This window comes from Actinomadura sp. NPDC023710 (genome assembly GCF_040639875.1).
In the GTDB taxonomy this organism is placed as follows: Bacteria; Actinomycetota; Actinomycetes; order Streptosporangiales; family Streptosporangiaceae; genus Spirillospora; species Spirillospora citrea.
This window is the reverse complement of the sequence record NZ_JBFAGB010000031.1, coordinates 78907-105052: the sequence shown is the minus strand read 5'-3', so window position 1 is coordinate 105052 and position 26146 is coordinate 78907. Positions and strand designations below refer to the sequence as shown.

The 26146-nt window shown below is 72.0% G+C and carries 21 protein-coding genes and 1 pseudogene; 8 read left to right on the top strand and 14 right to left on the bottom strand.

The window, feature by feature from the left end; translation table 11 throughout:
- Positions 1 to 89 precede the first annotated feature (89 nt).
- A complete protein-coding gene (locus AB0H37_RS31300; protein ID WP_179837626.1) occupies positions 90 to 632 on the top strand; it encodes a carboxymuconolactone decarboxylase family protein in 543 nt (180 codons plus the stop codon).
- 106 nt (positions 633 to 738) lie between these two features.
- On the opposite strand, the gene guaA is transcribed toward AB0H37_RS31300, so the two are convergent.
- Complete coding sequence (gene guaA, locus AB0H37_RS31295; RefSeq protein WP_179837627.1) at positions 739 to 2325, bottom strand: glutamine-hydrolyzing GMP synthase; 1587 nt, start codon at positions 2323 to 2325, stop codon at positions 739 to 741.
- Positions 2326 to 2572: 247 nt separating this feature from the next.
- On the opposite strand from guaA, the gene AB0H37_RS31290 reads away from it, so the two are divergent.
- Positions 2573 to 3544, top strand: coding sequence for a zinc metalloprotease (locus AB0H37_RS31290; RefSeq protein WP_360616589.1), 972 nt, complete (start codon positions 2573 to 2575; stop codon positions 3542 to 3544).
- On the opposite strand, the gene AB0H37_RS31285 is transcribed toward AB0H37_RS31290, so the two are convergent.
- Positions 3541 to 4278, bottom strand: a complete 738-nt coding sequence (locus AB0H37_RS31285; RefSeq protein ID WP_329085405.1) for a DNA alkylation repair protein — start codon at positions 4276 to 4278, stop codon at positions 3541 to 3543. The two genes, AB0H37_RS31290 and AB0H37_RS31285, sit on opposite strands and share 4 nt — an antisense overlap.
- Positions 4279 to 4448: 170 nt before the next feature.
- Between AB0H37_RS31285 and AB0H37_RS31280 the strand changes: the two genes are divergently transcribed.
- Positions 4449 to 5342, top strand: a complete 894-nt coding sequence (locus AB0H37_RS31280) for a zinc metalloprotease (protein ID WP_179837630.1) — start codon at positions 4449 to 4451, stop codon at positions 5340 to 5342.
- A gap of 55 nt (positions 5343 to 5397) precedes the next feature.
- Here the strand turns inward: AB0H37_RS31280 and AB0H37_RS31275 are convergent, their stop codons facing one another.
- On the bottom strand, positions 5398 to 7149 hold the full coding sequence (locus tag AB0H37_RS31275) for a GMC family oxidoreductase (RefSeq protein ID WP_329085402.1): 1752 nt from the start codon (positions 7147 to 7149) through the stop codon (positions 5398 to 5400).
- A 9-nt stretch (positions 7150 to 7158) separates the two neighbouring features.
- Positions 7159 to 8697 (bottom strand): annotated as a pseudogene (locus AB0H37_RS31270) (succinic semialdehyde dehydrogenase); the annotation flags it as partial.
- A gap of 411 nt (positions 8698 to 9108) precedes the next feature.
- On the opposite strand from AB0H37_RS31270, the gene AB0H37_RS31265 reads away from it, so the two are divergent.
- Positions 9109 to 9741 carry a TetR/AcrR family transcriptional regulator gene (locus tag AB0H37_RS31265; protein ID WP_329085400.1) on the top strand — a complete coding sequence of 211 codons (633 nt, stop codon included), beginning with the start codon at positions 9109 to 9111 and terminating at the stop codon, positions 9739 to 9741.
- A gap of 16 nt (positions 9742 to 9757) precedes the next feature.
- Here AB0H37_RS31265 and AB0H37_RS31260 read toward each other — a convergent pair whose 3' ends face one another.
- From AB0H37_RS31260 to guaB, 3 genes are all read right to left on the bottom strand, one after another.
- Positions 9758 to 11497: a glycerol-3-phosphate dehydrogenase/oxidase gene (locus AB0H37_RS31260; RefSeq protein WP_179837634.1), complete on the bottom strand. Its 1740-nt coding sequence runs from the start codon at positions 11495 to 11497 to the stop codon at positions 9758 to 9760.
- Between the two features lie 99 nt (positions 11498 to 11596).
- Positions 11597 to 12712 carry a GuaB3 family IMP dehydrogenase-related protein gene (locus AB0H37_RS31255; protein ID WP_329098533.1) on the bottom strand — a complete coding sequence of 372 codons (1116 nt, stop codon included), beginning with the start codon at positions 12710 to 12712 and terminating at the stop codon, positions 11597 to 11599.
- Positions 12713 to 12796: 84 nt separating this feature from the next.
- On the bottom strand, positions 12797 to 14293 hold the full coding sequence (gene guaB, locus AB0H37_RS31250) for an IMP dehydrogenase (RefSeq protein ID WP_329085396.1): 1497 nt from the start codon (positions 14291 to 14293) through the stop codon (positions 12797 to 12799).
- Positions 14294 to 14536: 243 nt separating this feature from the next.
- On the opposite strand from guaB, the gene AB0H37_RS31245 reads away from it, so the two are divergent.
- Entirely contained in the window at positions 14537 to 14926 is a 390-nt protein-coding gene (locus AB0H37_RS31245) for a DUF5319 domain-containing protein (RefSeq protein WP_179837636.1), read from the top strand.
- 60 nt (positions 14927 to 14986) lie between these two features.
- Here the strand turns inward: AB0H37_RS31245 and AB0H37_RS31240 are convergent, their stop codons facing one another.
- The 4 genes from AB0H37_RS31240 to groES all read right to left on the bottom strand — a co-directional run bounded on the left by AB0H37_RS31240 (position 14987) and on the right by groES (position 18831).
- Positions 14987 to 15841 carry a hypothetical protein gene (locus AB0H37_RS31240; protein ID WP_360616588.1) on the bottom strand — a complete coding sequence of 285 codons (855 nt, stop codon included), beginning with the start codon at positions 15839 to 15841 and terminating at the stop codon, positions 14987 to 14989.
- Entirely contained in the window at positions 15838 to 16416 is a 579-nt protein-coding gene (locus tag AB0H37_RS31235; protein ID WP_179839084.1) for a sigma-70 family RNA polymerase sigma factor, read from the bottom strand. Before AB0H37_RS31235 ends, AB0H37_RS31240 begins: the two co-directional genes overlap by 4 nt.
- 389 nt (positions 16417 to 16805) lie before the next feature.
- Complete coding sequence (gene groL / locus AB0H37_RS31230; protein ID WP_179837638.1) at positions 16806 to 18434, bottom strand: chaperonin GroEL; 1629 nt, start codon at positions 18432 to 18434, stop codon at positions 16806 to 16808.
- 85 nt (positions 18435 to 18519) lie between these two features.
- Entirely contained in the window at positions 18520 to 18831 is a 312-nt protein-coding gene (gene groES, locus AB0H37_RS31225; RefSeq protein WP_205718926.1) for a co-chaperone GroES, read from the bottom strand.
- A gap of 263 nt (positions 18832 to 19094) precedes the next feature.
- Between groES and AB0H37_RS31220 the strand changes: the two genes are divergently transcribed.
- The 3 genes from AB0H37_RS31220 (at position 19095) to AB0H37_RS31210 (ending at position 23776) form a co-directional block, all read left to right on the top strand.
- Entirely contained in the window at positions 19095 to 20339 is a 1245-nt protein-coding gene (locus tag AB0H37_RS31220) for an SAM-dependent methyltransferase (protein ID WP_360616587.1), read from the top strand.
- A 662-nt stretch (positions 20340 to 21001) separates the two neighbouring features.
- Positions 21002 to 22651: a hypothetical protein gene (locus tag AB0H37_RS31215; RefSeq protein ID WP_229810503.1), complete on the top strand. Its 1650-nt coding sequence runs from the start codon at positions 21002 to 21004 to the stop codon at positions 22649 to 22651.
- A 186-nt stretch (positions 22652 to 22837) separates the two neighbouring features.
- On the top strand, positions 22838 to 23776 hold the full coding sequence (locus AB0H37_RS31210) for an aminoglycoside phosphotransferase family protein (RefSeq protein WP_360616586.1): 939 nt from the start codon (positions 22838 to 22840) through the stop codon (positions 23774 to 23776).
- A gap of 63 nt (positions 23777 to 23839) precedes the next feature.
- On the opposite strand, the gene tsaD is transcribed toward AB0H37_RS31210, so the two are convergent.
- The 3 genes from tsaD to tsaB form a co-directional block, all read right to left on the bottom strand.
- Positions 23840 to 24874 carry a tRNA (adenosine(37)-N6)-threonylcarbamoyltransferase complex transferase subunit TsaD gene (tsaD, locus tag AB0H37_RS31205; RefSeq protein WP_329085384.1) on the bottom strand — a complete coding sequence of 345 codons (1035 nt, stop codon included), beginning with the start codon at positions 24872 to 24874 and terminating at the stop codon, positions 23840 to 23842.
- A 67-nt stretch (positions 24875 to 24941) separates the two neighbouring features.
- A complete protein-coding gene (rimI, locus tag AB0H37_RS31200; protein WP_329085382.1) occupies positions 24942 to 25433 on the bottom strand; it encodes a ribosomal protein S18-alanine N-acetyltransferase in 492 nt (163 codons plus the stop codon).
- Positions 25430 to 26110: a tRNA (adenosine(37)-N6)-threonylcarbamoyltransferase complex dimerization subunit type 1 TsaB gene (gene tsaB / locus AB0H37_RS31195; RefSeq protein WP_329085380.1), complete on the bottom strand. Its 681-nt coding sequence runs from the start codon at positions 26108 to 26110 to the stop codon at positions 25430 to 25432. The genes rimI and tsaB overlap by 4 nt, the downstream gene beginning before the upstream one ends.
- Between the last annotated feature and the right edge of the window lie 36 nt (positions 26111 to 26146).

Here is a 26146-nt window from a genome sequence, read left to right as displayed (position 1 = left end):
GGGCCGGACCCGGCGGAGTCCGAGCACGGACCGACGGCGGCCGGCCGCGCGACCCGCGGCCGGCCGTCCGCACGAAAGGACGCATGATCATGAGCGTTGACGCGCTGAAGGGCGCCCTCCCGGGCTACGCCAAGGACACCAAGCTCAACCTGGGCTCGCTGACCTCGACCTCCCAGCTCAGCGACCAGCAGCTGTGGGGGACGGTCCTGGCCTGCGCCCTCGCCACGCGGAGCGCCGTCGTCATCCGGGAACTGGCCGAGGAGGCGGGCGGCAACCTGTCCGCCGAGGCGTTCGAGGCGGCCAAGGGCGCCGCGTCGATCATGGCGATGAACAACGTGTACTACCGCGCCACCCACCTCATCGGCGACGAGACGTACGCGACCCTCCCGGCCCGGCTGCGGATGTCGATCATCGGTAGGCCCGGCGTGGAGAAGGTCGACTTCGAGCTGTGGTGCCTCGCCGTGTCGGCGATCAACGGCTGCGGGCGGTGCCTGGAGTCGCACGAGAAGGTCGTCCGCGAGGCCGGCCTGTCGCGCGAGCTCGTCCAGGAGGTGCTGCGGATCGCCGCCGTGGTGAACGCGACCGCCGCGACCCTGGACGCGGAGGCCGCGCTGGCCCCCGCCACGGTCTGACCGCGGGCACGTTCGACGGTAGGCGAAAGGCCCGGACGGAATCCGTCCGGGCCTTTCGCCGTGCCTACCGGGCCGTGCTCACCTCGCGGTGCTCACCTCGCCGTGGCTACTCCCACTCGATGGTGCCCGGGGGCTTGGAGGTGATGTCGACGGTGACGCGGTTGATCTCGCGGACCTCGTTGGTGATGCGGGTGGAGATCCGCTGCAGGACGTCGTAGGGCAGCTTCGCCCAGTCGGCCGTCATCGCGTCCTCGCTGGTCACCGGGCGCAGGACGATCGGGTGCCCGTAGGTGCGGCTGTCGCCCTGCACGCCCACCGACCGCACGTCCGCGAGCAGGACGACCGGGAACTGCCAGATGGCGCGGTCGAGACCGGCGCGGGTGAGCTCCTCGCGGGCGATGGCGTCGGCGTCGCGGAGGATGTCCAGGCGGTCGCGCGTGACGGCGCCGATGATGCGGATGCCGAGGCCGGGGCCGGGGAACGGCTGCCGCCAGACGATCTCGGACGGCAGGCCGAGCTGCTCGCCGAGCGCGCGGACCTCGTCCTTGAACAGCGTCCGCAGCGGCTCGACCAGCTTGAACTGGAGGTCCTCGGGGAGGCCGCCGACGTTGTGGTGCGACTTGATGTTGGCCGCGCCGGTACCGCCGCCCGATTCGACCACGTCCGGGTAGAGGGTCCCCTGGACGAGGAACTCGACCGGTTCGGCCGGTTCTCCGGCCGCCCCCGCCCCGCCGTGCACGATCTCGCGGGCCGCCTCCTCGAACACCCGGATGAACTCGCGCCCGATGATCTTGCGCTTCTCCTCCGGGTCGGTGACGCCGTCGAGGGCGGACAGGAAGCGCTCCTGGGCGTCCACGACGTGCAGGTTCACCCCGGTGGCGGCGACGAAGTCCTTCTCGACCTGCTCGGGCTCGCCCTTGCGCAACAGGCCGTGGTCGACGAACACGCAGGTCAGCTGGTCGCCGATGGCGCGCTGGACGAGCGCGGCGGCGACGGCGGAGTCGACCCCGCCCGACAGCGCGCAGATCACCCGCTTCTCCCCGACCCGCTCCCGGACGGCCTCGATCGACTCGTCCGCGATGTTCACCATCGTCCAGCTCGGCCGGCACCCGGCGCCCTCGTAGAGGAAGCGCCGCAGGATCTCCATGCCGTGCTCGGTGTGCAGGACCTCGGGGTGGAACTGGACGCCGAAGAAGCCGCGCTCCAGATCCTCCATGCCCGCGACCGGGGTGACGTCCGTGCTGGCCGTCACGGTGAAGCCGGACGGGGCGCTGCTCACGAAGTCGCGGTGGGACATCCACACCGCCTGCTCGTGGGGCAGGCCCGCGAACAGCATGCCGGGGGACGTCACGGCGACGGTGGCGCCGCCGTACTCGGCGACGTCGGAGTTCTCGACCGTCCCGCCGAGGGCCTGCGCCATCACCTGGTGGCCGTAACAGATGCCGAGCGTGGGGACGCCGATGTCGAACAGGCCCTCCGGCACGACCGGCGCGCCCTCGGCGTACACCGACGCCGGACCGCCCGACAGGATGATCGCCTTCGGCCGCTTGGCGAGCATCTCCGCCGCCGGCATCGTGGACGGCACGATCTCGCTGAACACATGGCACTCGCGGACCCGTCGTGCGATCAGCTGCGCGTACTGCGCGCCGAAGTCGACGACGAGGACGGTGTCAAAGGATTGGTCTGCGACCACCAACTACGCCTTTCGCCCGGCCGGAAGGGACTCCCCAGTCTACGGGCCCCTGCCTGCGCCGATGCGCCGCACCCCGGACGTGATCGTTACGATGCGCGACTGACCGATGACGGTCAGCATCCATTTACCTTGCTCACACGTCAGGGATGACTGCGGTCTGATATCAGTTGATGACGCCCTGTATTCGGCGAAGCGCTGTTTTCCTCGGGAACGCCGCGCTCGCCGGAACGCCGTCCCTAGGAGTGCCGTGAAGCCGCTCGCCGCCGCCGCTCTGCTCGCCGCCCTCGTCCCCGCCGTGCCTTTCGGGCAGTCCGCGCCGTCCGCGAGCACAGGACCGTCCGCGAGCACAGGGCACGAACGCCGGGGCGACGACTGCGCCCGCCCCCCTGCGGCACCTGGGGCGCGCCACCGGACGGACGACGGCCACGCCCGGGACCGCATGGATCTGAGCCCAGCCGAGGCCGCCGCCGTGGAGACGCGCCTCAACCGGATCCTGGACGGCCTCGCCCAGGGCCGGCACGGACCCTCGAAGAGCGCGAGCCTGCGCAGGGCCGCGCCGATCACCGTCCCGGTCTACTTCCACGTGATCCACGCCGGCGCTCAGGGCAACGTGTCCAACGCCATGATCCAGCGCCAGATCAGCACGCTGAACACGTCCTACGGCGGAGGCGACGGAGGCGCGAACGCGCACGTCTCCTTCACGCTCAAGGCCGTGAGCCGTACCGACAACGCGGCGTGGTTCGGCGACCCGGAACGCTATGAGGGCACCTACAAGCCGAGGCTGCACCAGGGCGGCAAGTCGACGCTGAACCTCTACAGCACCTATATCGGCGGCGACCTGCTCGGCTGGTCGACGTTCCCCTGGAAGTACAAGTCCGACCCCACGATGGACGGCGTGACCATCCACTACGCCAGCATGCCGGGCGGTTCCATCGAGAACTTCAACAAGGGGTTCAGCGCGACCCACGAGGTCGGGCACTGGCTGGGGCTCTACCACACGTTCCAGGACGGCTGCAGCGGCCAAGGCGACCGGGTCGCCGACACCCCTGCCGAGCGCGACCCCACGAACGGCTGCCCGTCCTTCAAGGACACCTGCCCCACCCCCGGGGAAGACCCCGTCCACAACTACATGGACTACGGCTACGACACCTGCATGACGTCCTTCACCCCCGGCCAGGGCACCCGAATCCACAACGTGTGGACCGCCTACCGCGCCTAGAACCGAGGCGGGTGGTGGGCTTCGGGAGGAAGGTGGGCTTCGGGAGGGAGATGGCGGAGGGCCTCGCGTAGCGTGACGCCTGAGAGGGCGTCCACGCGGGGTTCGACCCAGGCGGCCACCCACTCGGGGTCCTTCTTGGACAGCTCTCGGAGCACCCATCCGAGGGCCTTGCGGATGAAGAACTCGCGCTCGCCACTGAGCGCGTCTCCATAGCGGTCGATGCGGTCGAGATCAGGGTCGCCCGTCCGGACGCCCGCCAGGAGCGCCAGCATGGCCGTGCGCCTCACCCACATGTAGGGATCGGCGACCCACGCGTCCAGTACCGTCGCCAGGTCGGGGTGACGGACGACCAACGCCCCGACGACCTTCTCCGCCAGATGGTCGACGTACACCCAGCTCGCCGAGTCGCGGATGAGCCGTTCGGCCAGACCCACGTCGCGCGGCCCCAGCAGCGCCGCCCGCTTCACAAGGACCTCGATGGCGGCCATGCGGGCCTCGTGCACCGGGCGGCCTCCTTCGGTGGCACCCCAGAGCGTCTCGGCGAGGGCGACCAGTTCCTCCCGTGCCGGGGTGGTCTTCACCGCCCGCAACGCGACCTTGCGCAACGCGGGGACGGGCACGCCGAAATGGACGAAATCGCTCTTCAGGTAGCGCTTCTCTCCTTCGGCGCGCACCGGGTCCGCCTGCGCCCTCAGTTCGGCCAGGATCCGTGCCGCCTCCCCCTCCGCATCCATGGGAGACACGCTACGCCGCCGCGCTACGGTGCCGTATTCAGTCTTACTCACCCCTGTTCGTCCACGTTTGCTAAAGACGCGATGTTTGTTCGCATCCACCCTGGTTCCAGCGATGACTCCGCTCCCCACGCGCGCGCTCCCCCGCACGCGCCGCACCCCCAAGGAGTTCCATGAAACGCGCCGGAATCGCCGCCGTCCTCGGCATGGCCGCCGCCTTCACGGCGTACGCCCCCGCCGCCCCCGCCACGCTGGCCGCACCGTCCACCTCGTCCACGGTGTGCGCCGACCAGCCCGCCCAGGCCCGCGTCCGCGCCGGGGCCCACGCCACCGAGCGGAACCAGCCCGGAACGGCCCAGGTCGCCGCGATGGAGAAGGACTTCCAGAACCGCCTCGGCAAGCTGAGGAAGGCGAGCACGGCGGCGGCCATCACCGTCCGCGTGCACTTCCAGGTCGTCTACGGCAGCGCGGGCAACGTGTCCGACTCGGCCCTGACCAAGCAGCTCAGCGTCCTCAACAACGCCTACGCCGGCAGCGGCGTCACGTTCACCCTGGCCGAGACCAGGCGGACGAAGAACGCGGCCTGGTTCTCCGACCCCGAGGGCTACGAGCGGCAGATGAAGTCCGCCCTGCACGCCGGCAACGCGCAGGACCTCAACTTCTACACGGCCGACCTCGGCAGCAGCCTCCTCGGCTGGGCCACGTTCCCGAGCAGCTACCGCTCCCAGCCGTCGTTGGACGGCGTCGTCGTCCACTACCAGAGCCTGCCGGGCGGCTCGCTCGGCAACTACAACGAGGGCGACACCGGGACCCACGAGGTGGGTCACTGGATGGGGCTCTACCACACGTTCCAGGGCGGGTGCGGCAGCACCGGCGACAGCGTCTCCGACACGCCCGCCGAGCAGAGCCCGGCCTCGGGCTGCCCGACCGGCCGCGACACCTGCTCCACGGCCGGCGCCGACCCCATCCACAACTTCATGGACTACAGCTACGACTCGTGCATGTACGAGTTCACGCCGGGCCAGTCCACGCGCATGAAGAACCAGTGGGCCGCCTACCGCGCCTGATCCCGACACCCGGCGCCGGAGCGGGTGACCGCTCCGGCGCCGGACTCGTCCACCCTCAGGTGATGTCGACGATCGGGAGCCTCAGGGCCGCGGGGGCGTCGGCCGGGACGGCCGGGTTCTTCGGGACGACGGGGGCGAGGCGGCGGTAGGCGTCGCCGAGGGCGGGACGCCGGTCCTCCTCCGAGCGGTTCGGCCAGAACGACATGGCGCGCTCGGCCTGGGCCGTGATGGTGAGGGACGGGTTGACGCCCAGGTTGGCCGAGACGGCGGAGCCGTCCACGACGTGCAGGCCGGGGTGCCCGTAGACGCGGTGGTAGGGGTCGATCACGCCGGTCTCGGCGGAGTCGCCGATGGCGCAGCCGCCGAGGAAGTGCGCGGTCATCGGGACGTCGAACAGGTCGCCCCAGGCGCCGCCCGGGATGCCGCCGATCTCCTCGGCGATCCGGCGGGTCGCCTCGTGCCCCTCGGGGATCCACGTCGGGTTCGGCTCGCCGTGCCCGGCGGACGCGCGGACGTCCCAGCCGAACGGGCCCTTCTTCGGGCTCAGCGTGATCGAGTTGTCGCGGGTCTGCATGACCAGGGCGATCACCGTCCGCTCCGACCAGTGGCGGACGTCGAAGAGCTGGAGGAGGTCGCCCGGCCGGCGCACCACCTCGCGGGCGAACTTGCGGATCCGGGGCGTGTGCGGCTCGCCCGGACGGTCGCCGTCCACCAGGAGGGTCTGCAGCGAGGCGAGCAGGTTCGAGCCCCGGCCGTACCGCACGGGCTCGACGTGGGTGTCCGGCGTCGGGTGGAACGACGACGTGATCGCCACGCCCTCGGAGAAGTCCGGGCCCGGCCTGCCGCCCCGCCGCCCGCCGCCGAGGATCGCCTCGGAGTTGGTGCGGGTCAGCGCGCCGAGCCGGTCGGACAGGCGCGGCAGCAGCCCGGTCGACTTGAGCTTGTGCAGGAGCTTCTGCGTCCCGTAGGTGCCGGCGGCGAAGACGACCTGCTCGGCGGTGAGCGTCCTGCGGTTGCGGCCGAACGAACCGGTCCGGACGATCTCGACCTCGTACCCGCCGCCGGCGCGCGGCCGCACCGAGGTGACGCGGCTGAGCGGCATCACCCGGGCGCCCGCCTTCTCGGCCAGGTACAGGTAGTTCTCCGTCAGCATGTTCTTCGCACCGTGGCGGCAGCCCACCATGCACTCGCCGCACTCCAGGCAGCCGCGCCGGCGCGGGCCCGCCCCGCCGAAGTAGGGGTCGGCGCTCTCGACCCCGGCGCCGCTCCCGAAGTAGACGCCGACCGGCGTCCTCACGAACGTCTCGCCCTTGCCCATCCGGTCGGCGACCCTCTTCATGACCTTGTCGGCCGCCGTCGTCGTCGGGTTCTGGACGACGCCGAGCATGCGCTTCGCCTGCTCGTAGTGGGGCGTCAGCTCGTCCCGCCAGTCGGTGATGTGGGCCCACTGCCGGTCCTTGAAGAACGGCTCCGGCGGGACGTACAGCGTGTTGGCGTAGTTGAGGGACCCGCCGCCGACGCCCGCACCCGCCAGCACCATCACGCGGCTCGACTTGGCGCCGCGGATGAGGTGCATCCGCTGCATGCCGGTCAGGCCGAGCGCGGGCGCCCACAGGTAGCGGGCGATGCGCCAGTTCGTCTTCGGCAGCTCCGGATACCGGGACCCCGGCGCGCCGCCCGGATTCGTGTCGAAGCGGCGGCCGGCCTCGATGACGCCGACCCTGTAGCCCTTCTCGGTCAGCCGCAGCGCCGAGACGCTGCCGCCGAACCCCGACCCGACGACGAGCACGTCGAAGTCATGCTTCACAGGCGATCCCTACTTGATCCGCAGCTTCTTCATGAGCTTGATGCCGGTCGCCATGGAGTCGGCGAACCTGTCGTAGCCGATGGCGCCGGGCGGCTCCAGGTCCAGGATGTGCTGGCTCGCGACGGTCTGGACCTCGGTGAACTTCAGCAGCCCCTCGGACCCGTGGCGGCGTCCCACACCGGACTGCTTCATCCCGCCCATCGGGGAGTCGTAGGAGGCGTAGGCGGCGCCGTAGCCGTCGTTGATGTTGACCGTCCCCGCCTGGATGCGGGCGGCGAGGCGGCGGCCCCGCGCCGGGCTCTTCGTCCACACCGACGCGTTCAGCCCGTAGGACGTGTCGTTGGCGCGGGCGACGACCTCGTCCTCGTCCCGGTACCTGTAGACCGCGACGACGGGCCCGAACGTCTCGTTCGCGCACAGGTCCATGTCGCCGTTGACGTCCGCGAGGACCGTCGGCTCGTAGAACAGCGGGCCGACGTCGGGACGGGCCTTCCCTCCGGCCAGGACGGTCGCGCCCTCCTTGACGGCCTGGTCGACGTGCGCCGTCACCGCGTCCAGCTGGCGCCTGTGGGTCAGCGAGCCCATCTCGGCGTCGAAGTCCAGGCCGGTGCCGAGCCGCATGCCCTTGACCAGCTCGACGAACCGCGGCACGAACCGGTCGTAGACGTCCTCGTGCACGTACATCCGCTCGATCGAGATGCACAGCTGACCGGCGTTGGTGAAGCACGCGCGGACCGCGCCGCGCGCGGCGCGCTCGACGTCGGCGTCCGGCATGACGATCATCGGGTTCTTGCCGCCGAGCTCCAGCGAGTAGGCGACCAGGCGGGGCGCCACCTTCTCCGCGATCGCCTTGCCCCCGCGCGTCGAGCCGGTGAACGAGACGTAGTCGGCGTTCTCCACCAGCGGGTCGCCGATCTCGGCGGGATCGCCGACGACGATCTGCCAGAGGTCCCGGGGCAGCCCGAGCGAGACCAGCAGGTCCAGCACCCACAGGCTGGACAGGCACGTCTGGGTGTCCGGCTTGTGGACGACCGCGTTGCCCGCCATCAGCGCCGGCGCGATGTCGCTGGCCCCGAGCGCGAACGGGTAGTTCCACGGCGCGATCAGCGCCACGACGCCCTTCGGGTGCCGCAGTTCCTGGACGCGGGTCAGCCCCGGCACCATCCCCTTGCGGCGGCGCGGCTTCAGCAGCCGCGGGGCCCGCCGGGCGTAGTAGAGCGAGCACAGCGCGACGTCGAGGAACTCCTCCATCGCGTGGCGGCGCGCCTTGCCGGTCTCCAGCTGGATGATGTCGAGGATCTCCCCGCGCCGGTCGACCAGCGCGTCCGCGAGCCGCAGGAAGGGCTTGGCCCGCTCCCTCGCGGGCAGCGCGGCCCAGGCCCGCTGCGCCTCCCGCGCCCGCTCGTAGGCGGCCCGGACGTCCTCGGGGCTCGACAACGGAACGGTCGCCAGGGGTTCACCGGTGAAGGGGCTCGGGATCGTCGCGGTCTCGGCACCGTCCGATGCGACGTGCGAGACCAGCCGGTCGACCAAGGTCCGAGGAAGCGAGTGCTCCGCCGCGCCCTTGGCAGAGTCCGCCCCGCCTCCGGCAGAGTCCGCCGCGCCTTCCGCAGAGGTCGCCGCGCCTTCGGCTGGGCCTGTTGCGCCTTCGGCTGGGTCTGCCGCGCCTTCGGCAGGGACCGTCGGGGATGCCATGCAGGCAGGGTATGACCACCCGCCCAGTTTGGCTACCCGCAAGTAACGCGCTACTTGCAGTGATATGCCCCACTAGGGCCTGCTATCTCCGTCCGCGATCCCGGCTTCTCCGTTCGCGACTGACAACCCCTGCCAAACGGACCGTTCCAAGCCAGGTGGAGTTGTGCAAGTCGAGGACTGACCGCCCCGGCCCGGTGTATCCCGAAAGCAGCGGAGAATTTCAGCGCCGTCGGGGGGCGGCGCTGCCCAGGGGAGGGGACAGCGATGACGGACGCCCGCGGCCACACGCCCGAGAGCGGCCCCGGCCGCCCCGGAGCGCGCGGCGACCGGCGCGAGCAGACCCGCGCCGCCCTGCTCGCCGCCGCCGAGCGCCTCTGGGCCGAACGCGGCATCCACGGCGCCTCGCTCGACGACATCGCGGCGGCCGCCGGCCTCACCAAGGGCGCCGTCTACTCCAACTTCGCTGGCAAGACCGACCTGCTGCTCGCCCTGATGGAGCGCATCACCAGCGCTCGCACCCGGACCGACGTCTGCGACGAGCTCCGCGCCGCCGCCGAGGACGCCGACCGCACCGGCCGCCCGTCCCGCCGCGACTCCGACGAGGCCCCCCGCCGCCTGGCCCTGCTCCTGGTCGAGTTCTGGCTCTACGGCATGCGCGACTACGCCGCCGGCTGGCGCATCGCCGACTGGTACGCCGAACGCCGCGCCCAGCTGGCCCAGGAGTTGGAGCCCGCCGACGGCCCCGCACCCGACGGGCTCGCTCCCGACGACCGCGCCGCCCTGACCATGGCCCTCGACTTCGGCCTGGCCTTCCAGCACCTCCTCGACCCCGTCCGGGTCCCCGCCGACCTCTACAGCACCGGCAAGACCCTCGTGCAGGGCCGCCCTCGGCCCTGAACCGCGGGCCTCCAGGTCAGGGGGTGGCGATGGGAACGATCTCGGGGGCGCCCCGGCGCCGGGCGTCGGCCTCCTGGTCGTCCTCCTGGGTCTGGGAGGCGCGTTCGGCCTCGACGCGCTTGCGGTAGTACTCGATCTCTCGGTCGCGCTGCTTCTTGGACCAGCCGAGGACGGGCGCGAGGAGGTCGGCGGCCTCCTGGGCGACGCCGACGCCGCGGTCCCAGGTCTCGATGGAGATGCGGGTGCGGCGGGCGAGGACGTCGTTGATGTGGCGGGCGCCCTCGTGCGTGGCGCCGTAGACGACCTCGGCGCGCAGGTAGTCGTCGGCACCGCTCAGCGGCTTGGCGAGGTCGGGCTTGTCGGCGATCAGTTCGAGCAGGTCGTCCAGGAGCGTCCCGTAGCGGCGCAGGAGGTGCTCGATCCGGGCGACGTGCAGGCCGGAGCGCGCGGCGAGGCGGTGCCGGGCGTTCCACATGGCCTGGAAGCCGTCGCCGCCGACGAGCGGGATGCGGTCGGTGCAGGACTCGGCGACCTTGCCGTCGAGGCCGTGCGCGACGGCGTCGATGGCGTCCTTGGCCATGACGCGGTACGTCGTGTACTTGCCGCCCGCCACGAGGACCAGGCCCGGGACCGGGTGCGCGACCACGTGCTCGCGGGAAAGCTTCGACGTCTCCTCGGTCTCGCCGGTGAGGAGGGGGCGCAGTCCCGCGTAGACGCCCTCCACGTCGTCATGGGTGAGCGGGGTGGCGAGGACGGAGTTGACGTGGTCCAGGACGTAGTCGATGTCGGCCTTGGACGCGGCGGGGTGGGCCCTGTCGAGGTCCCACGCGGTGTCGGTGGTCCCGATGATCCAGTGGCGGCCCCAGGGGATCACGAAGAGCACCGACTTCTCGGTGCGCAGAATGATCCCCGTCGCGGAGTGGATACGGTCCTTCGGGACGACCAGGTGGATGCCCTTGGACGCCTTCACGTGGATCTGGCCGCGCCCGCCGACGAGTTCCTGGATGTCGTCCGACCACACTCCGGTGGCGTTGACGACCTGCTTGGCGCGGACCTCGCTGGTCGTGTTGCCCTCAAGGTCGCGGATGCGCAGGCCGGTGACGCGCTCCCCCTCGCGCAGGAACCCCAGGCACTGGGTGCGCGAGGCGATCTGGGCGCCGTACTCCGCGGCCGTCCGCAGGACGGTCATGACGTAGCGGGCGTCGTCGACCCGCGCGTCCCAGTACTGGATCGCGCCGGTGAAGGCGTCCTTGCGCAGGGACGGCGCGAGGCGCAGCGCGCCGCGGCGCGTCAGGTGCCGGTGGTGCGGGACGCCGCGCGTGCTGCCCATCTGGAAGGCGAGGAGGTCGTAGAGGGCCACGCCCGCGCCGAGGTACGCGCGCTCCCACACACGGTGCGTGGTCGGCAGCAGGAACGGGACGGGCTGCACCAGGTGCGGCGCGATCTGCTGGAGCAGCAGCGCGCGCTCGGTCAGCGCCTCCCGGACAAGGTCGAAGTTGTACTGCTCCAGGTAGCGCAGCCCGCCGTGGATCAGCTTGGACGACCGCGAGGACGTGCCGGACGCGAAGTCGCGGGCCTCGACCACCGCGACCGACAGGCCACGGGTGGCCGCGTCGAGCGCCGCGCCCGCGCCGACGATGCCGCCGCCGACGACGACCACGTCGAACTCCTCGCGGGCCATGCGGTCGAGCGCCGCGGCGCGCTCGGCCGGGCCGAGCCGCGAGCTTCCCAGACCGGTCACCGGTGATCCCGTCATCGCGCATCCCCCCACAGCGGTTCGGTTTCCGAACGGTTCCTACCCAAGAGTAAGGACCGGTTCACACCGAGATGCGTATGAACGGACGTGGGGTCGCTCTCAGTCGGTGGACTGGCCGGGGGCCACGACGACCTGCACCCGCTGGAACTCCTTCAACTCGGTGTATCCCGCGGTGGCCATCGAACGGCGCAGCGCGCCGATGAGGTTCATGGAGCCGTCCGCGACGTGGGACGGGCCGTGCAGGATCTGCTCCATCGTCCCGATCGTCCCGAGCTCGAGGCGGGTACCGCGGGGGACGTCGCCGTGGTGGGCCTCGCTGCCCCAGTGGTAGCCGCGCCCGGGCGCCTCGGTGGAGCGGGCGAACGGGGAGCCGACCATCACGGCGTCGGAGCCGCAGGCGAACGCCTTGGCGAGGTCGCCGCTGTTGACCATGCCGCCGTCGGCGATCACGTGCACGTAGCGGCCGCCGGACTCGTCCATGTAGTCGCGCCGGGCGGCGGCCACGTCGGCGACCGCGGTGGCCATCGGGACCGCGACGCCGAGGACGGTCCGGGTCGTGTGCCCGGAGCCGCCGCCGAACCCGACCAGCACGCCGGCCGCGCCGGTGCGCATCAGGTGCAGCGCCGCGGTGTAGGTGGAGCAGCCGCCGACGATCACGGGGACGTCGAGGTCGTAGATGAACTGCTTGAGGTTCAGCGGCTCGGCGCGCCCCGACACGTGCTCGGCGGACACGGTGGTCCCGCGGATCACGAACAGGTCGACGCCGGCGTCGATCACGGCCTTGTGGAACTGGGCGGTGCGCTGCGGCGACAGCCGCGCCGCGACGGTGACGCCCGCCTCACGGACCTCCTCGATCCGGCGGCCGATCAGCTCTTCCTTGATCGGCTCGGAGTAGATCTCCTGGAGCCGCTGGGTGGCTTGGACGTCGTCCAGCGAGGCGATCTCGGCGAGCAGCGGCCCGGGGTCGTCGTAGCGCGTCCAGAGCCCTTCGAGGTCGAGCACGGCCAGGCCGCCGAGCCGTCCGACGGCGATCGCGATGGCGGGGCTGACGACGCTGTCCATCGGCGCGACGACCAGCGGCATGTCGAACCGGTAGGCGTCGATCTGCCAGGCGACGCTGACCTCCTCGGGATCGCGCGTCCGGCGGGACGGCACGATGCCGATGTCGTCGAAGGCGTACGCCCGACGGCCGCTCTTGCCACGGCCGATCTCCACCTCAGCAGCCACTGCGCCCTTCCTCCACGTGATCAGGTCTTCCCGCGGTTCGCGGGACCCAGCCCCGGAAGAGCTTACGTCAGGTCAGCGGCCCTGGTAGTTGGGGGCCTCCACGGTCATCTGGATGTCGTGCGGGTGGCTCTCGCGCAGGCCCGCGACGCTGATGCGCATGAGCTGGCCGCGCTCCTGGAGCTCGGGGACGGTGCGGGTGCCCGCGTACCACATCGACTGGTGGAGCCCGCCGACGAGCTGGTGCGCGACGTTGGCGAGGGGCCCCCGGTAGGGGACCTGGCCCTCGACGCCCTCGGGGATCAGCTTCTCCTCGGCGTTGACCTCGGCCTGGGCGTAGCGGTCCTTGGAGTAGGAGGCGCCGCGCTCGCGGTTGCGCATCGCGCCGAGCGAACCCATGCCGCGGTAGGACTTGTACTGCTTGCCGTGGACGAAGATCAGCTCGCCCGGGGACTCCTCGACACCGGCGAGCAGGCTGCCGAGCATCACGGTGTCGGCGCCCGCGACCAGGGCCTTGGCGATGTCGCCCGAGTACTGCAGGCCGCCGTCCCCGATCACCGGGACGCCCGCCGCCTTCGCCGCGCGGGCCGCCTCGGAGATCGCGGTGATCTGCGGGACGCCGACGCCGGCGACGATGCGGGTGGTGCAGATGGAGCCGGGGCCCACGCCGACCTTGATCGCGTCGGCGCCCGCGTCCACCAGCACCTGGGCGCCGGCCGCGGTGGCGATGTTCCCGCCGACGACCTGGACGGACGCGTTGCCCTTGATCGCGGCGATCGTGTCGGCGACGCCCTTGGAGTGGCCGTGCGCCGTGTCCACGATGATCACATCGGTGCCGGCGTCGATGAGGGCGCTCGCGCGGCGCAGGGCGTCCTCGCCGACGCCCACGGCCGCGGCGACGAGCAGGCGGCCGTCGGCGTCCTTGGTGGAGTCGGGGTACTGCTCGCTCTTGGTGAAGTCCTTGGTGGTGATCAGGCCCTTGAGGCGGCCCTCGCCGTCGACGAGCGGGAGCTTCTCCACCTTGTTGCCCGCGAGCAGGCGGAACGCCTCCTCACGGGAGACGTCCACCGGGGCGGTGATGAGCGGCATCGCCGTCATGACCTCGCGCACGGGGCGCGACAGGTCGGTCTCGAAGCGCATGTCCCGGTTGGTCACGATGCCGACCAGCACACCGCGCACGTCGGTCACCGGCACGCCGGAGATCCGGTAGCGGGCGCACAGCGTCTCGACGTCGGCGAGGGTGGCGTCCGGCAGGCAGGTCACCGGGTTGGTGATCATCCCGGCCTCGGAGCGCTTGACCCGGTCGGCCTCCGCGGCCTGCTCCTCGATCGACATGTTGCGGTGCAGCACGCCGATGCCGCCCTGGCGGGCCATCGCGACCGCGGTGCGGGCCTCGGTCACGGTGTCCATCGCCGCCGAGACGAGCGGGATCCGCAGCGAGATCTCGCGGGTCAGCCGGGTCGTGGTGTCGGCCTCGCCGGGCTGCAGGTCGGAGTACCCCGGCAGCAGGAGCACGTCGTCGAAGGTCAGGCCCTGCGGGAGGAACTTGTCGGGCTCGGCGGCGGGGATCATGACAACCTTCCCGTGGTGGTGACGGCATCGGGCCAGGTCACAAGGGACCCTGTCCCCATGGTAGGGGCCGGAGCCCGCGGCCGGCCGGGGTTTGCGCGCGGCGGCCACGTGGTCTTGATGACATCCCCCAACACGCCGGGCGGTCCTTCGCATTCCCCTCCGTGCCCGCACGCTTCGCGCTCGTTCGCGCACGGAGGGACCGGGGGGTGCACCTCTCGGGGCGTCTCGCAGTAGCGTGGGTACGTGCACGACGATGCTCCGCTCGACCCGTTCGCCGGAGATCCGGAGGATCCGGCGGCGGCGCTCGGCGACCCGGGCGACGAGACCGCTCCGCTCAGTGTGACGGAGCGGGAGGACGTGCTGGCCGACCTCGCCGACCTGGAGGTCTTCCGCGCCCTGCTGGAGCCGCTCGGGGTGCGCGGCCTCACCGTCGACTGCGGCGACTGCGGCAAGATGCACTACATCGACTGGGACCTGCTGCACGGCAACCTGCGCCACCTGCTGGACCAGGGCCTCCCCCGTGTGCACGAACCCGCGCTCTCCCCCGATCCCGTCGACTACGTCAGCTGGGAGTACGCCCGCGGCTACGTCGACGGCGTGATCGACAGCGAAGAGGGCCGCGACGAGAACTGACCGCGCGGGCCCGCACCGGCCCGGACGCGCAGGACGCGAGAGACCTGGAGGACGCCGCCGTCAGTCGTCGGTGGCGCGGTTCTGGTAGCCGAGTGCGCGCTTGCGGACGATCCGGCGCAGGTCGTCGAGGCGCGGCGGCGGGTCGGCCACCGGCTGCGCTTCGGGCCTCCCGACCGGCTCCGTGAACATCGTGGGCGCCTCCTGCCTGCGGGAGGGGCGGCGCGGCAGGTGACGGGGGGAAGGGCCCTCCGGGCGCCGCCTGGCCTGCGGGTTCTCCTCGCGGCCTGGGCCGGACGGCGTGCGGGCCGCGGGACGTCCCGCCTCGGGGGCCGGGCGCACGGGCGGCCGCGGGCGAGTGTAGGTGCCAGCGTCGGTGTCGGCCGACCTGTCCGCGCCCTCCGCCACGCTGGACGCGCTCGGCGCCGGGGAGGCGGTGGTGCGGTCGGCGGCGCCGCCGCCCGCGGCCGCGACGCCGCTGCTGGCGAGGACGGCGCCGGCCACGCTCAGGGCCACGATGGTGCGCGGCCCGCGCCGGCGCGGGCCGGGGCCCGAGGGGGCCGGCGGTCCGGGGGCGTCGCAGTTCGGGTCGTCGACGTCGACGACCAGCGCCCGCAGCAGCCGCACCACGGGGTCGCGGTCGTCGGCGCGCCCCTCCTCCGCCGGGTCGCGGTCGTCGTCCTGCGGGACGGCGCGGGGGGCTTCGGCGGGGCCTTCAGCGGGGGCCGCGGAACCGGCAGCGTCCCGCGCCGCCAGCGACTCGAAGAGCGCGTCGGTACGGCGCACCGCGGACAGGTCCGCGGGCGCGACGGCGGGCGGGCGGGCCTGCGGCGCCTGCGCCGGGGCGTCGCCGAAGTGGGCGGGCTCGTCCGGATTCGGGGCGCCCCGCAGGCCGGTGAGGGGGCCGCGCTCCGTCAAGCGATCGACTCCTCTCTGGCCATCGCCCGGAGCCGGGCCAGGGCCCGGTGCTGCGCGACCCGTACCGCCCCCGCGGACATGCCCAGCACATTACCGGTCTCCTCCGCCGACAGGCCCGCGACGACCCGCAGCAGCACCAGTTCGCGCTGGTGCTCGGGCAGCCGGGTGAGCAGGTCGCGGGCGCGCTGCGCCTCGATGTAGCGGACCACCGTCTCCTCGGGGCCCGGGCGGTCGTCCGGACCGTCCGGCAGGTCCTCGGTGGGCACGGCGGCGCGGACCGCGCTGCGCAGCGCGTCCGCGATCTTGTGCGCGGCGATGCCGAAGACGAAGGACGCGAACGGCCGGCCCATGTCCCGGTAGCGCGGCAGGGCCGACAGGACGGCGATGCAGACCTCCTGCGCCACGTCGTCGGCGATGTGGTACTGCCCGGACACCCGGCCGAGCCGGGCGCGGCAGTACCGGACGATCATGGGACGCACCTCGGCGATGAGGATCTCGATGGCGCCCGGGTCGCCCTGCACGGCGAGATGGGTCAGCTCCTTGAGGTCGCCGTCACCGGCGTCCGCGGCGCGCAGCGCCCGAGCCGAACGGGCCGTGTCGCGGGGGGCGGGAGGTGCCGGCCCGTTCGAGGGGTCGGCAGCGCGCGCGCTCACGGTCCCGGCGAAGCATCCCTCGGTCACGTCAAGCATGATGCCCAGCACCCCCGGGCGTGTCTCCACTGTCCTCTACAACGGAATGGTCACAGTGCGGGAGCGAACCTGGAGTTACTACGCGTCGTGGTCATCATGCTGCCGGGCGTGGCGGACTTTTCCCGGCGGGAAGACGCTTTCTCGGGCGGGAACGCGATCCGTCCGGCGCCCCCACCGGCCCAGCACCTCTGCCAGACGCGGTGAGACCCCCGCCCGGACGGACGGGGGTCTCACCTGCGCTTCCCGGACGGGACGAGCCCGCCGGTCGGCCGATCTCAGTGACCGTGACCGTGGCCGTGGCCGTGACCGCCGCCGGCGGCCTCGTCGGCCTCCTCCGGCTTGTCGACCACGAGCACCTCGGTGGTGAGCAGCATGCCCGCGATGGAGGCGGCGTTGGTGACCGCCGAGCGGGTGACCTTCACCGGGTCGATGACGCCCTGGGCGATCAGGTCGCCGTACTCGCCGGTGGCGGCGTTGTAGCCGTGGCCGACCTGCAACTCCTCCACCTTGGAGACGACGACGTAGCCCTCCTGGCCGGCGTTCTCGGAGATCCAGCGCAGCGGCTCGGGCAGCGCGCGGCGGACCGCCTCCGCACCGGTCGCCTCGTCGCCGGACAGGCCGAGGGCGCCGAAGCCCTCCTTGGCGACGTGCACCAGGGCGCTGCCGCCGCCGGAGACGATGCCCTCCTCGATCGCCGCGCGGGTCGCCGAGATGGCGTCCTCCAGGCGGTGCTTCTTCTCCTTCAGCTCCACCTCGGTGGCGGCGCCGACGCGCAGCACGCAGACGCCGCCGGCCAGCTTGGCCAGGCGCTCCTGCAGCTTCTCGCGGTCCCAGTCGGAGTCGCTGTTCTCGATCTCCACCTTGATCTGGTTGATCCGGGCGGTGACCTCGTCCGCGGAGCCCTCGCCGTCGACGATGGTGGTGGCGTCCTTGGTGACGGTGATCCGGCGGGCGCGGCCGAGGTCCTCCAGCCCGATCGAGTCGAGCTTGAGGCCGATCGACTCGCTGACGACCTGGCCGCCGGTCAGGGTGGCCATGTCGCCGAGCATCGCCTTGCGGCGGTCGCCGAAGCCCGGAGCCTTGACCGCGACGGACAGGAAGGTGCCGCGGATCTTGTTGGCGACGAGCAGCGCCAGCGCCTCGCCCTCGACGTCCTCGGCCACCACGAGCAGCGGCTTCTTGGTCTGGGCGACCTTCTCGGCCAGCGGCAGGAACTCCTGCACGTTGGAGATCTTGCCGTCCACGATGAGCACGTAGGCGTCCTCCAGGACGGCCTCCATGCGCTCGTGGTCGGTGACCATGTGCGGCGACAGGTAGCCCTTGTCGAACTGGAGGCCCTCGGTGAACTCCAGCTCGAGGCCCATCGTGTGGGCCTCCTCGACGGTGATGACGCCGTCCTTGCCGACCTTCTCGAACGCCTCGGCGATCAGCTCGCCGATCTGCGGGTCCTGCGCGGAGATGGTCGCGACGTGCGCGATCTCGCCCTTCTCCTCGACCTCGCGGGCCGACTTCAGCAGCTGGTCGGAGACGTACTGGGCGGCCGCGTCGATGCCGCGCTTGAGCGCGAGCGGCGAGGCGCCGGCCGCCACGTTGCGGGTCCCCTCGCGGACCAGCGCCTGAGCGAGGACGGTCGCCGTGGTGGTGCCGTCGCCCGCGATGTCGTTGGTCTTGGTCGCCACTTCCTTGGCGAGCTGGGCCCCGAGGTTCTCGTAGGGGTCCTCCAGCTCCACCTCGCGGGCGATGGTGACGCCGTCGTTGGTGATCGTCGGCGCGCCGAACTTCTTGTCGATGACGACGTTGCGGCCGCGCGGGCCGATCGTCACCTTGACGGCGTCCGCGAGAGCGTTGACGCCGCGCTCAAGAGCCCGGCGAGCGTCCTCCTCGAATTCCAGGATCTTCGCCATGCGGATACTCCTCTTTCACGCGATCCGCCCCGGCGGGCCGCCCGAAGGCGGCGCCGACCGGGGCGGGTGCATCACGTCTCGGTGATTACTTCTCGATGACCGCGAGCACGTCGCGGGCCGAGAGGACGAGGTAGTCCTCGCCGTTGTACTTGACCTCGGTGCCGCCGTACTTGCTGTAGAGCACGACCTCGCCGACCTTGACGTCGACGGGGACGCGCTCGCCCTTGTCGTCGACGCGACCCGGGCCAACGGCAAGGACGGTGCCCTCCTGGGGCTTCTCCTTGGCGGTGTCCGGAATCACCAGGCCCGACGCGGTGGTGGTCTCGGCCTCAAGCGGCTGGACGACGATGCGGTCCTCAAGCGGCTTGAGAACAACCTTGGTGGCGGTCGTCACGATCTGACCTCCCCTTCGATTGGTCCTCGGCCGGCCATGGATGACCGACCAGCACATGTGACAGAAGAGGCGACCCTGGACCGGCCTGCCGTCGCGGGTGCCAGACCGACCTTCGTCGCTGTATTTGGCACTCTACCCTTGAGAGTGCCAGTCGTGAGACTATTCCGTGCCCGTTGGCCCGTCAACACGGACACGAGCCCGCCCGGCGGCCGTCTCCGGGCGTTCACCGGCCGCCGGTCTCCGGCTCTGCCGCTAACTTCCACCCTATGGACATCGCGTCGTTCCGGGTCCTGCGCACCCCCTCCGGCCAGGCGCTCCTCAGGGAGACGGCCGAGGCGGACGTGAGCGAGGACGGCCTGCTCGCCACGGCATCACGGCTGCGCGAGCGGCACGAGCCCCCGCTCGTGGCCGCCGCGCTGACGCAGGTCCGGCTGCGGGAAAGGGCCCGGGCCAAGTTCGGGGCGGACGCCGACCGCATGTATTTCACGCAGGCGGGGCTTGAGCAGTCGACCCGCGCGAGCGTGGCGGCCTACCGTGCCGGACGGTTCGCGGACCGGCTGCCCGGCGCGCGTGTGCTGGAACTGGGATGCGGGATAGGCGCCGACCTCATCGCCCGAGCGCGCGCGGGCCTGGCCGGGGAAGGCGTGGAGCTGGACCCGCTGACCGCTGAGGTGGCTCGCGCCAACGTGGCCGCCTTCGGACTGGAGGGTCTCGCCTCTGTACGGGTCGGGGACGCCACCGAGGAGGATCCGTCCGGGTTCGATGCGGTCTTCGCCGACCCCGGACGGCGCACGGCACGGGGCCGTGTCTTCGATCCCCGTTCGTACGAGCCGCCGCTCGACGTCGTCCTGGCCATGGCCGGCCAGGTGCCCGCGGCCTGCGTGAAGGTCGCGCCCGGCATTCCGCATGAGGCAGTACCGGACGACGCGGAGGCCGAGTGGGTCTCGGTCGGGGGTGACGTCAAGGAAGCGGCCCTGTGGCTGGGCGGGCTCGCAGGCGACGTGGGCCGGCGGGCCACTCTCCTCGCGTCCGACACCTACCTCTCGGACCTCTCGGGCACAGAGCCCCAGGTGCGGACTCTGACTCCCCAGGGGCTGGGCGACCCGGACGTACGCGCGTGGGGCCGTTACCTGTACGAGCCTGACGGCGCCGTGATCCGGGCCCACCTGGTCGGCGAAGTCGCGGAACTGGTCGGCGGCGGCTTGGCGGACCCTCACATCGCCTACGTCACGTCCGACGAGCTGCGCCCGACGCCCTTCGCCTCCGCCTACGAGGTGGAGGACGTGCTCCCGTTCTCAGTGAAGCGGCTGCGCGCCGAGTTGCGCCGCCGCGAGATCGGTGTGCTGACCGTCAAGAAGCGCGGCTCCGCCGTGGACGTCGACCGGCTCCGCCGCGACCTCGGTTTCGGCGGGCGCCGCGCGGGACGCCGCGCCAAGGAGCTGACCCTCGTGGTGACGCGCGTCGGACGCGACCCCGTCGCCCTGCTGACGCACCCCGTCTCCGGGACCTGACCGGCCTGCCACACGGCCGGACCCGCCCGGAACGGGCGCCGCCCCGCAACCCTGCCCAAAGATCTTCCCCTCGGCGGCGCAATGCCAAGCGGGACCGGGCGACGCGCCACGGCGGTGCAAATCATCGACGCTTTCCGGCATTGCGCGCACCAGGGATTGCGGCCGCCCGGCAAGGGCACGGCGCGGCGCGGGAATCGGCGCACCGAGATCAACCGGCGCGAAAAACACCAAGGCAGGTTCACCCGCCGGGTCACCGGCTCCCCGAAAGCCCTCCCGAAAAGGCCCGGATCCCGCCCCGCCGCGTCACGCCCGTCGCACGCGCAACAGGTCGGCGTGGCCGCCCGCCGGGTTCGGGAACTGCCGATGTTGGACGAGATGTACGGACAGAACGACACCCGGAACGCCGGACCCGTCCCGCACCGCCCGCCACCGTCCACCCCACAACTCCCACCAAGAAGGGCAATAACCGTGAAGCAGGAAATTCGCCATACACCCGGCGATATCTCGCTATCCCACCTAGTCGGATAACAGGCGCATTCCGCAGAACTCGCAATCTTCTCTGCTACCCGTTTTAGCCGCGCTCTACACGCACTACAGTGGCCACTCCAGAGATTCATTTGCCGTGCGTCATTTCGTCGCGCCGGCACACGAAGGAGCATCGGGTGGAAACGAATCACAACTTCCTGCAGACAGGGGGTCAACCGGTCTCGGATCGGATGCGGGAGTTGCTCGCCCGTGCGGCGCAGGACCACGTCTACGAACAGCGCTCACAGGGGCAGGTCCTGGACGAGATCCGCCAGCGCCTGGAAGGCATGGAGTGGCTTCTCCGCGAGGTCCGGGAGCGGGAGCTCACCGGGCTGACCGGGCAGATCGAGAGCGTTCGCGGGCAGGTCGACGACCTGTCCGGCAAGCCCCCTGAATGGGCCGAGGGCCTGGCCGAGCACATCGAGGCGTTCGGCGAGCGGGTCAAGCCCGTCGCCGAGCTGCCCGCGCTGTGGGCCGACGTCGGCGTGGTGGCCGAGAACGTCGACGAGGGCCTGACCCGCATCCAGGCCGTCCTCGACTCCGCGCAGCAGATCACCGACGCCACGCAGCAGGCGTCGCAGCGCATGGACGAGATGACCAAGCGGCTGGACAAGCTCCAGGGCAGCATGGAGGCCGCGTCCGTCCGCTTCAACCGGCTCGACAAGTCGCTCGCCGAGCTCGGCCACCGGTCCGAGCGGCTCGAACACTCGGTCAACGGGGTCACGTCACGGGTCGACCAGGCGCTCGGCGAGATGGCCGAGCGGATGGAGCAGGGTCTTGAGGCGGTCAACGGCCGGGTCGAGGGCGTCGGCGGCCGCCTCGACGGGCTCGACGGGCGCCTGGACGGCGTCGACGGCCGCCTCGAAGGGGTGTCGGGCAAGCTGGGCGGGCTGGACGGCCGGTTCGAGAGCGTCGACGGCCGCCTCGACGGGCTCGGCGAGCGGATCAAACGGCTGCCCGCCACGCTGGAGATCGCCGAGGTGCACCGGCTGCTGGCCGAGCTGGCGCAGCGCCCCGCGGCCGAGTACGGCGACCGGTTCGACGCGCTGGAGAAGCACCTCGCCGAGGCCGTCGACCCGCTCATCGAGGAGCTGCGCGCCCGGCCGGACCGCGACGAGGTCAAGGCCACCATGTCGCAGATCGCCGAGACCGCCTACAGCGACGTCGCCAAGCGCATGGACGAGTTCTCCCGCAGGTTCGAGGACGTGCACGACGACGTCCGCAAGCGCATCGAGAACATCCACGAGGAGGTCACCAAGCGGGTCGACAGCGCGCTGGAGGAGTTCACCACGCAGGTCGACATCGTCTCCCGCCGCGTCGAGTCGGTGCACACCGACGTCGCCAAGCAGGTCGAGTCCGTACACAGCGAGATGTCGCGGCAGGTCAGCGGGGTCCACCACGACTTCGGCAAGCGGATCGGCGACATCCACGAGGACGTCACGCGGCAGGTCGGCAGCATCCACGACGACGTCGCCAAGCAGGTCGGGACCATGCAGGAGGACGTCGCCCGGCAGGTCGGCGGCGTCCAGTCCGAATTCGCGAGGCGGGTGGAGAGCATGCAGGACGAGGCGGCGCGGCGCGCCGACGCGGCGCAGGCGGATGTCGCCAAGCGCTTCTCCCATGTCGAGGACGAGGTCGGCCGGAAGATGGACGGCGTCCACGACGATGTGTCCAAGCAGGTCAACGCGGTGCACGAGGACGTGCTGAAGCGGCTGTCCACCCTGGAGGAGACGATGCTCGCGCTCGCCGAGGCGCTGCTGCGTCCCCGCCGCGAGACCAAGGACTGACGAGCGTCCGGGTGGGGCCGGCGCGGGCCCCACCCGGCATTCGAATACCTTCCGGTATCCGCGGCATTCGTCCCGCGAACCGCCGGGACGACCGAAAATGCTGCCCTCATGTCACCCCGATGACGTGCGCTTTGTTACTTTCCGTCTTCACAAAATCACTCCCAATACCCTTCGGAATCCGTTTTCATGGACCAGGTGACCCACCTACCGGCTCCCTGCCTGCCGACCGGCGTCCCGCCCGGGCACACCACCCTGCGATGGGTGGAGGAGTGCCTCGGCAAGGGCGCCGAGGTCCGCATGGTGCGGCCCCTCGCCGGCGGCTCCGCCCACGCCAACCACGCCCTCCTCGTCGAGAGCCGCTCCGGCGAGGCGCACCACCTCGTCCTGCGCCGCTGGACCTCCCGCGAGGCCGCCCCCCGCCGCTGCTACGGCGACGCCGAGTTCTCCCCCGAGCGCGAGATCGCGGCGCTCGCGCTGCTCGCCGGCTGCGAGATCCCCACACCGTCCCTGGTGGCCGCCGACCCGTCGGGCGCCTACTGCGACGTCCCCGCCCTGCTCATCACCCGGCTCCCGGGCCACCCGCCGCGCCCGTCCCACGACGACCTGCCCGAGTACCTGATCCAGCTGGCCGCCGCGCTGCTGGCGGTGCACGAGCTGAACGGCGCGTCCACGATGCCGCCGTACGTCCCGCACAACCGCCTCGACGCGCGGCTCGCGCCCAAGCACGCGCTCCGTCCCGACCTGTGGGAACACGCCTTCGAGGTCGCCGCCCGGCCCGCCCCGGAGGCGCCCGCCCGGTTCATCCACCGCGACTACCACGCCGACAACACGCTGTGGTCCTTCGGCAGGCTCACCGGTGTCGTCGACTGGTCGGACGCCTCGTCCGGCCCCATCTCCGTCGACATCGCCTGCATGCGCCGCGGCCTTGCGCTGCGCTACGGCGCGTCCGTCGCCGACCGCTTCCTGTGCTCCTTCGACCAGGTCTCCGGCGGCCACGAGCACGACCCGTACTGGGACGTCCGCAGCCTCCTCGACCTGCTCCCCGAGGACGGCGCCCGCACGCTCGACGAACCCCAGGTCCCCCTCTACGAGGACTACCTCGACAGGCTCCTCGCCCAGTGCTGAGGCGCCGCCTCACGGGCGCGCCGGCGCGTCAGGCGCCCGGGGCGGGCGTGACGGCGCGCGCGTTCACAGGGTGACGGCCTCGATCGGGAGGCTGGAGTCGGCGGGCAGTTCCAGATCGGACGGACCGATGCCGGAGGCGACCAGCTCCGAGCCCAGGGCGGCGACCATGGCGCCGTTGTCGGTGCACAGTTTCGGGCGCGGGACGCGCAGGCGGACCCCGGCGTCCGCGCAGCGTTCCGCGGCGAGCGCGCGCAGCCGCGAGTTGGCCGCGACGCCGCCGCCGATCAGCAGGTGGTCGACGCCGTTGTCCTTGCAGACCTTCAGCGCCTTCCGCGTCAGGACGTCCACGACGGCCTCCTGGAAGGAGGCCGCGACGTCGGCGACCGGGACGGGCTCACCCGCGCGCTCCTTCGCCTCCACCCAGCGCGCCACGGCGGTCTTCAGGCCCGAGAACGAGAAGTCGTAGGTGCCGTCGTTGTACTTGCCGCGCGGGAACGCGATCGCGGCCGGGTCGCCCTCGCGGGCCATGCGGTCGATGACGGGGCCGCCGGGGAACCCGAGGTCGAGGACGCGGGCGACCTTGTCGAACGCCTCGCCCGCCGCGTCGTCCACCGTGCCGCCGAGGGGCCGGACGTCGCCCGCCACGTCCGGGACCAGCAGCAGGGAGGAGTGGCCGCCCGAGACCAGCATCGCCACGCACGGCTTCGGCAGCGGGCCGTGTTCGAGCTGGTCGACGCAGACGTGCGCGGCCAGGTGGTTGACGCCGTAGAGCGGCTTGCCGAGCGACAGCGCGTACGCCTTGGCGGCCGCGACGCCGACCATCAGCGCGCCCGGCAGCCCCGGGCCCGCGGTGACCGCGAGCGCGTCCACGTCGGTGAACGCCACCCCGGCGTCCGCGAGCGCGCGCTCGACGGTCGGCCCCATCGCCTCCAGGTGCGCCCGCGACGCGACCTCCGGCACGACGCCGCCGAACCGGGCGTGCTGGTCCACGCTGGAGGCGATCGCGTCCGCCAGCAGCGTGTGCCCGCGCACGATCCCGACCCCGGTCTCGTCGCAGGACGTCTCGATGCCGAGCACCAGTGGCTCGTCCCGAATCACGTGAGTCTCCCTGTCTCCCCGTTCGCCCTGTCCCGCCCGCTTGCAGGGCGCCTTCTGCCGCTCCGGCTCATTCGGCTCTGGTGAAGCCCATCGGCGGACGGTCGCGGAGCTTGCGGCACATGACGATCGCGTCCACGTCCGAGGGCTGGTAGTAGCGCTTGCGGATGCCGACCCGCTCGAAGCCGAACCGCTCGTAGAGGCGGTGGGCGGCGTCGTTGTCGGCCCGGACCTCCAGGAACACCGACTCGCTGCCGCGCCGGACGGCCTCCTCCAGCAGGGCGGTGAGCAGCACCGCGCCGATGCCGCCCTTGCGGCGGTCCGCGCGCACCCCGATGGTCTGCACGTCGGCCTGCCCGCCCGCCGCCGCCAGGCCCGCGTAGCCGACGATCTCGCCGCCGGGCGCCTCCGCGACGACGTAGTACCGGGTGCGTGGCTGGTCGGCGAGCTCGCCGGCGAGCATCTCCTCGCTCCAGGTGTCCTCCGGGAACAGCGCCCGGTCCAGACGGTGGACGACCGGAAGGTCCGCACCGGTCATGGGCCGCAGGACGACGTCGCTCACGCCGGCGTCACCTTCTTGCGGGGGCCCGGCTCCTTCGCGTCCGGCCGGCGCAGGTAGAGGGGTTCCGGCGGCAGCAGCTCGGGCCCCTTCAGGCCCGACAGCCGCGCGACGGCCAGCTCGGCGAGGGCGCTCGCGGTGGGCAGCAGCGGCTCGTGCCCGGACTCTCCGAGGACCTCCGGGTACAGGGCCGCGCCCTCGCCCACGACGGGCAGCCCCTCGGGCGCGCCCTTCAGGACGTCCGCCGCCGGGCCCACGGCGGGCTCGGTGGCGCGGAACCGTGCCGAGTCGTACCGAGCCCAGTAGACCTCTTTGCGGCGGGCGTCGGTGGCGACGGCGAACGGCCCGTCCCGCTTCGTGGCCCAGGCCATGATGTCGAGCGTGCAGACACCGTGCACGGGAACGCTGAGCGCCTCGCCCATCGCACGGGCGGTGACCAGCCCGACCCGCAGGCCCGTGTAGGGCCCCGGCCCGACGCCGACGGCGATCGCGCTGAGATCATCGGGCGCGGCCCCCGCCTCCGCCATCACCTCCGCGATGGACGGGGTGAGCAGCTCGGTGTGGCGCCGCCGGTCGACGGCCTCCGCCAGGCCGCGCGGCGCCGCGTCCTCGCCGGGGGTCCACTCGTACAGCGCCACGGTGATCGCGGCGGTCGCGGTATCGAAAGCCAAGACCAGCACGGGTTGTAAGCCTACCGGCCGCCGGCACGGGGTGGT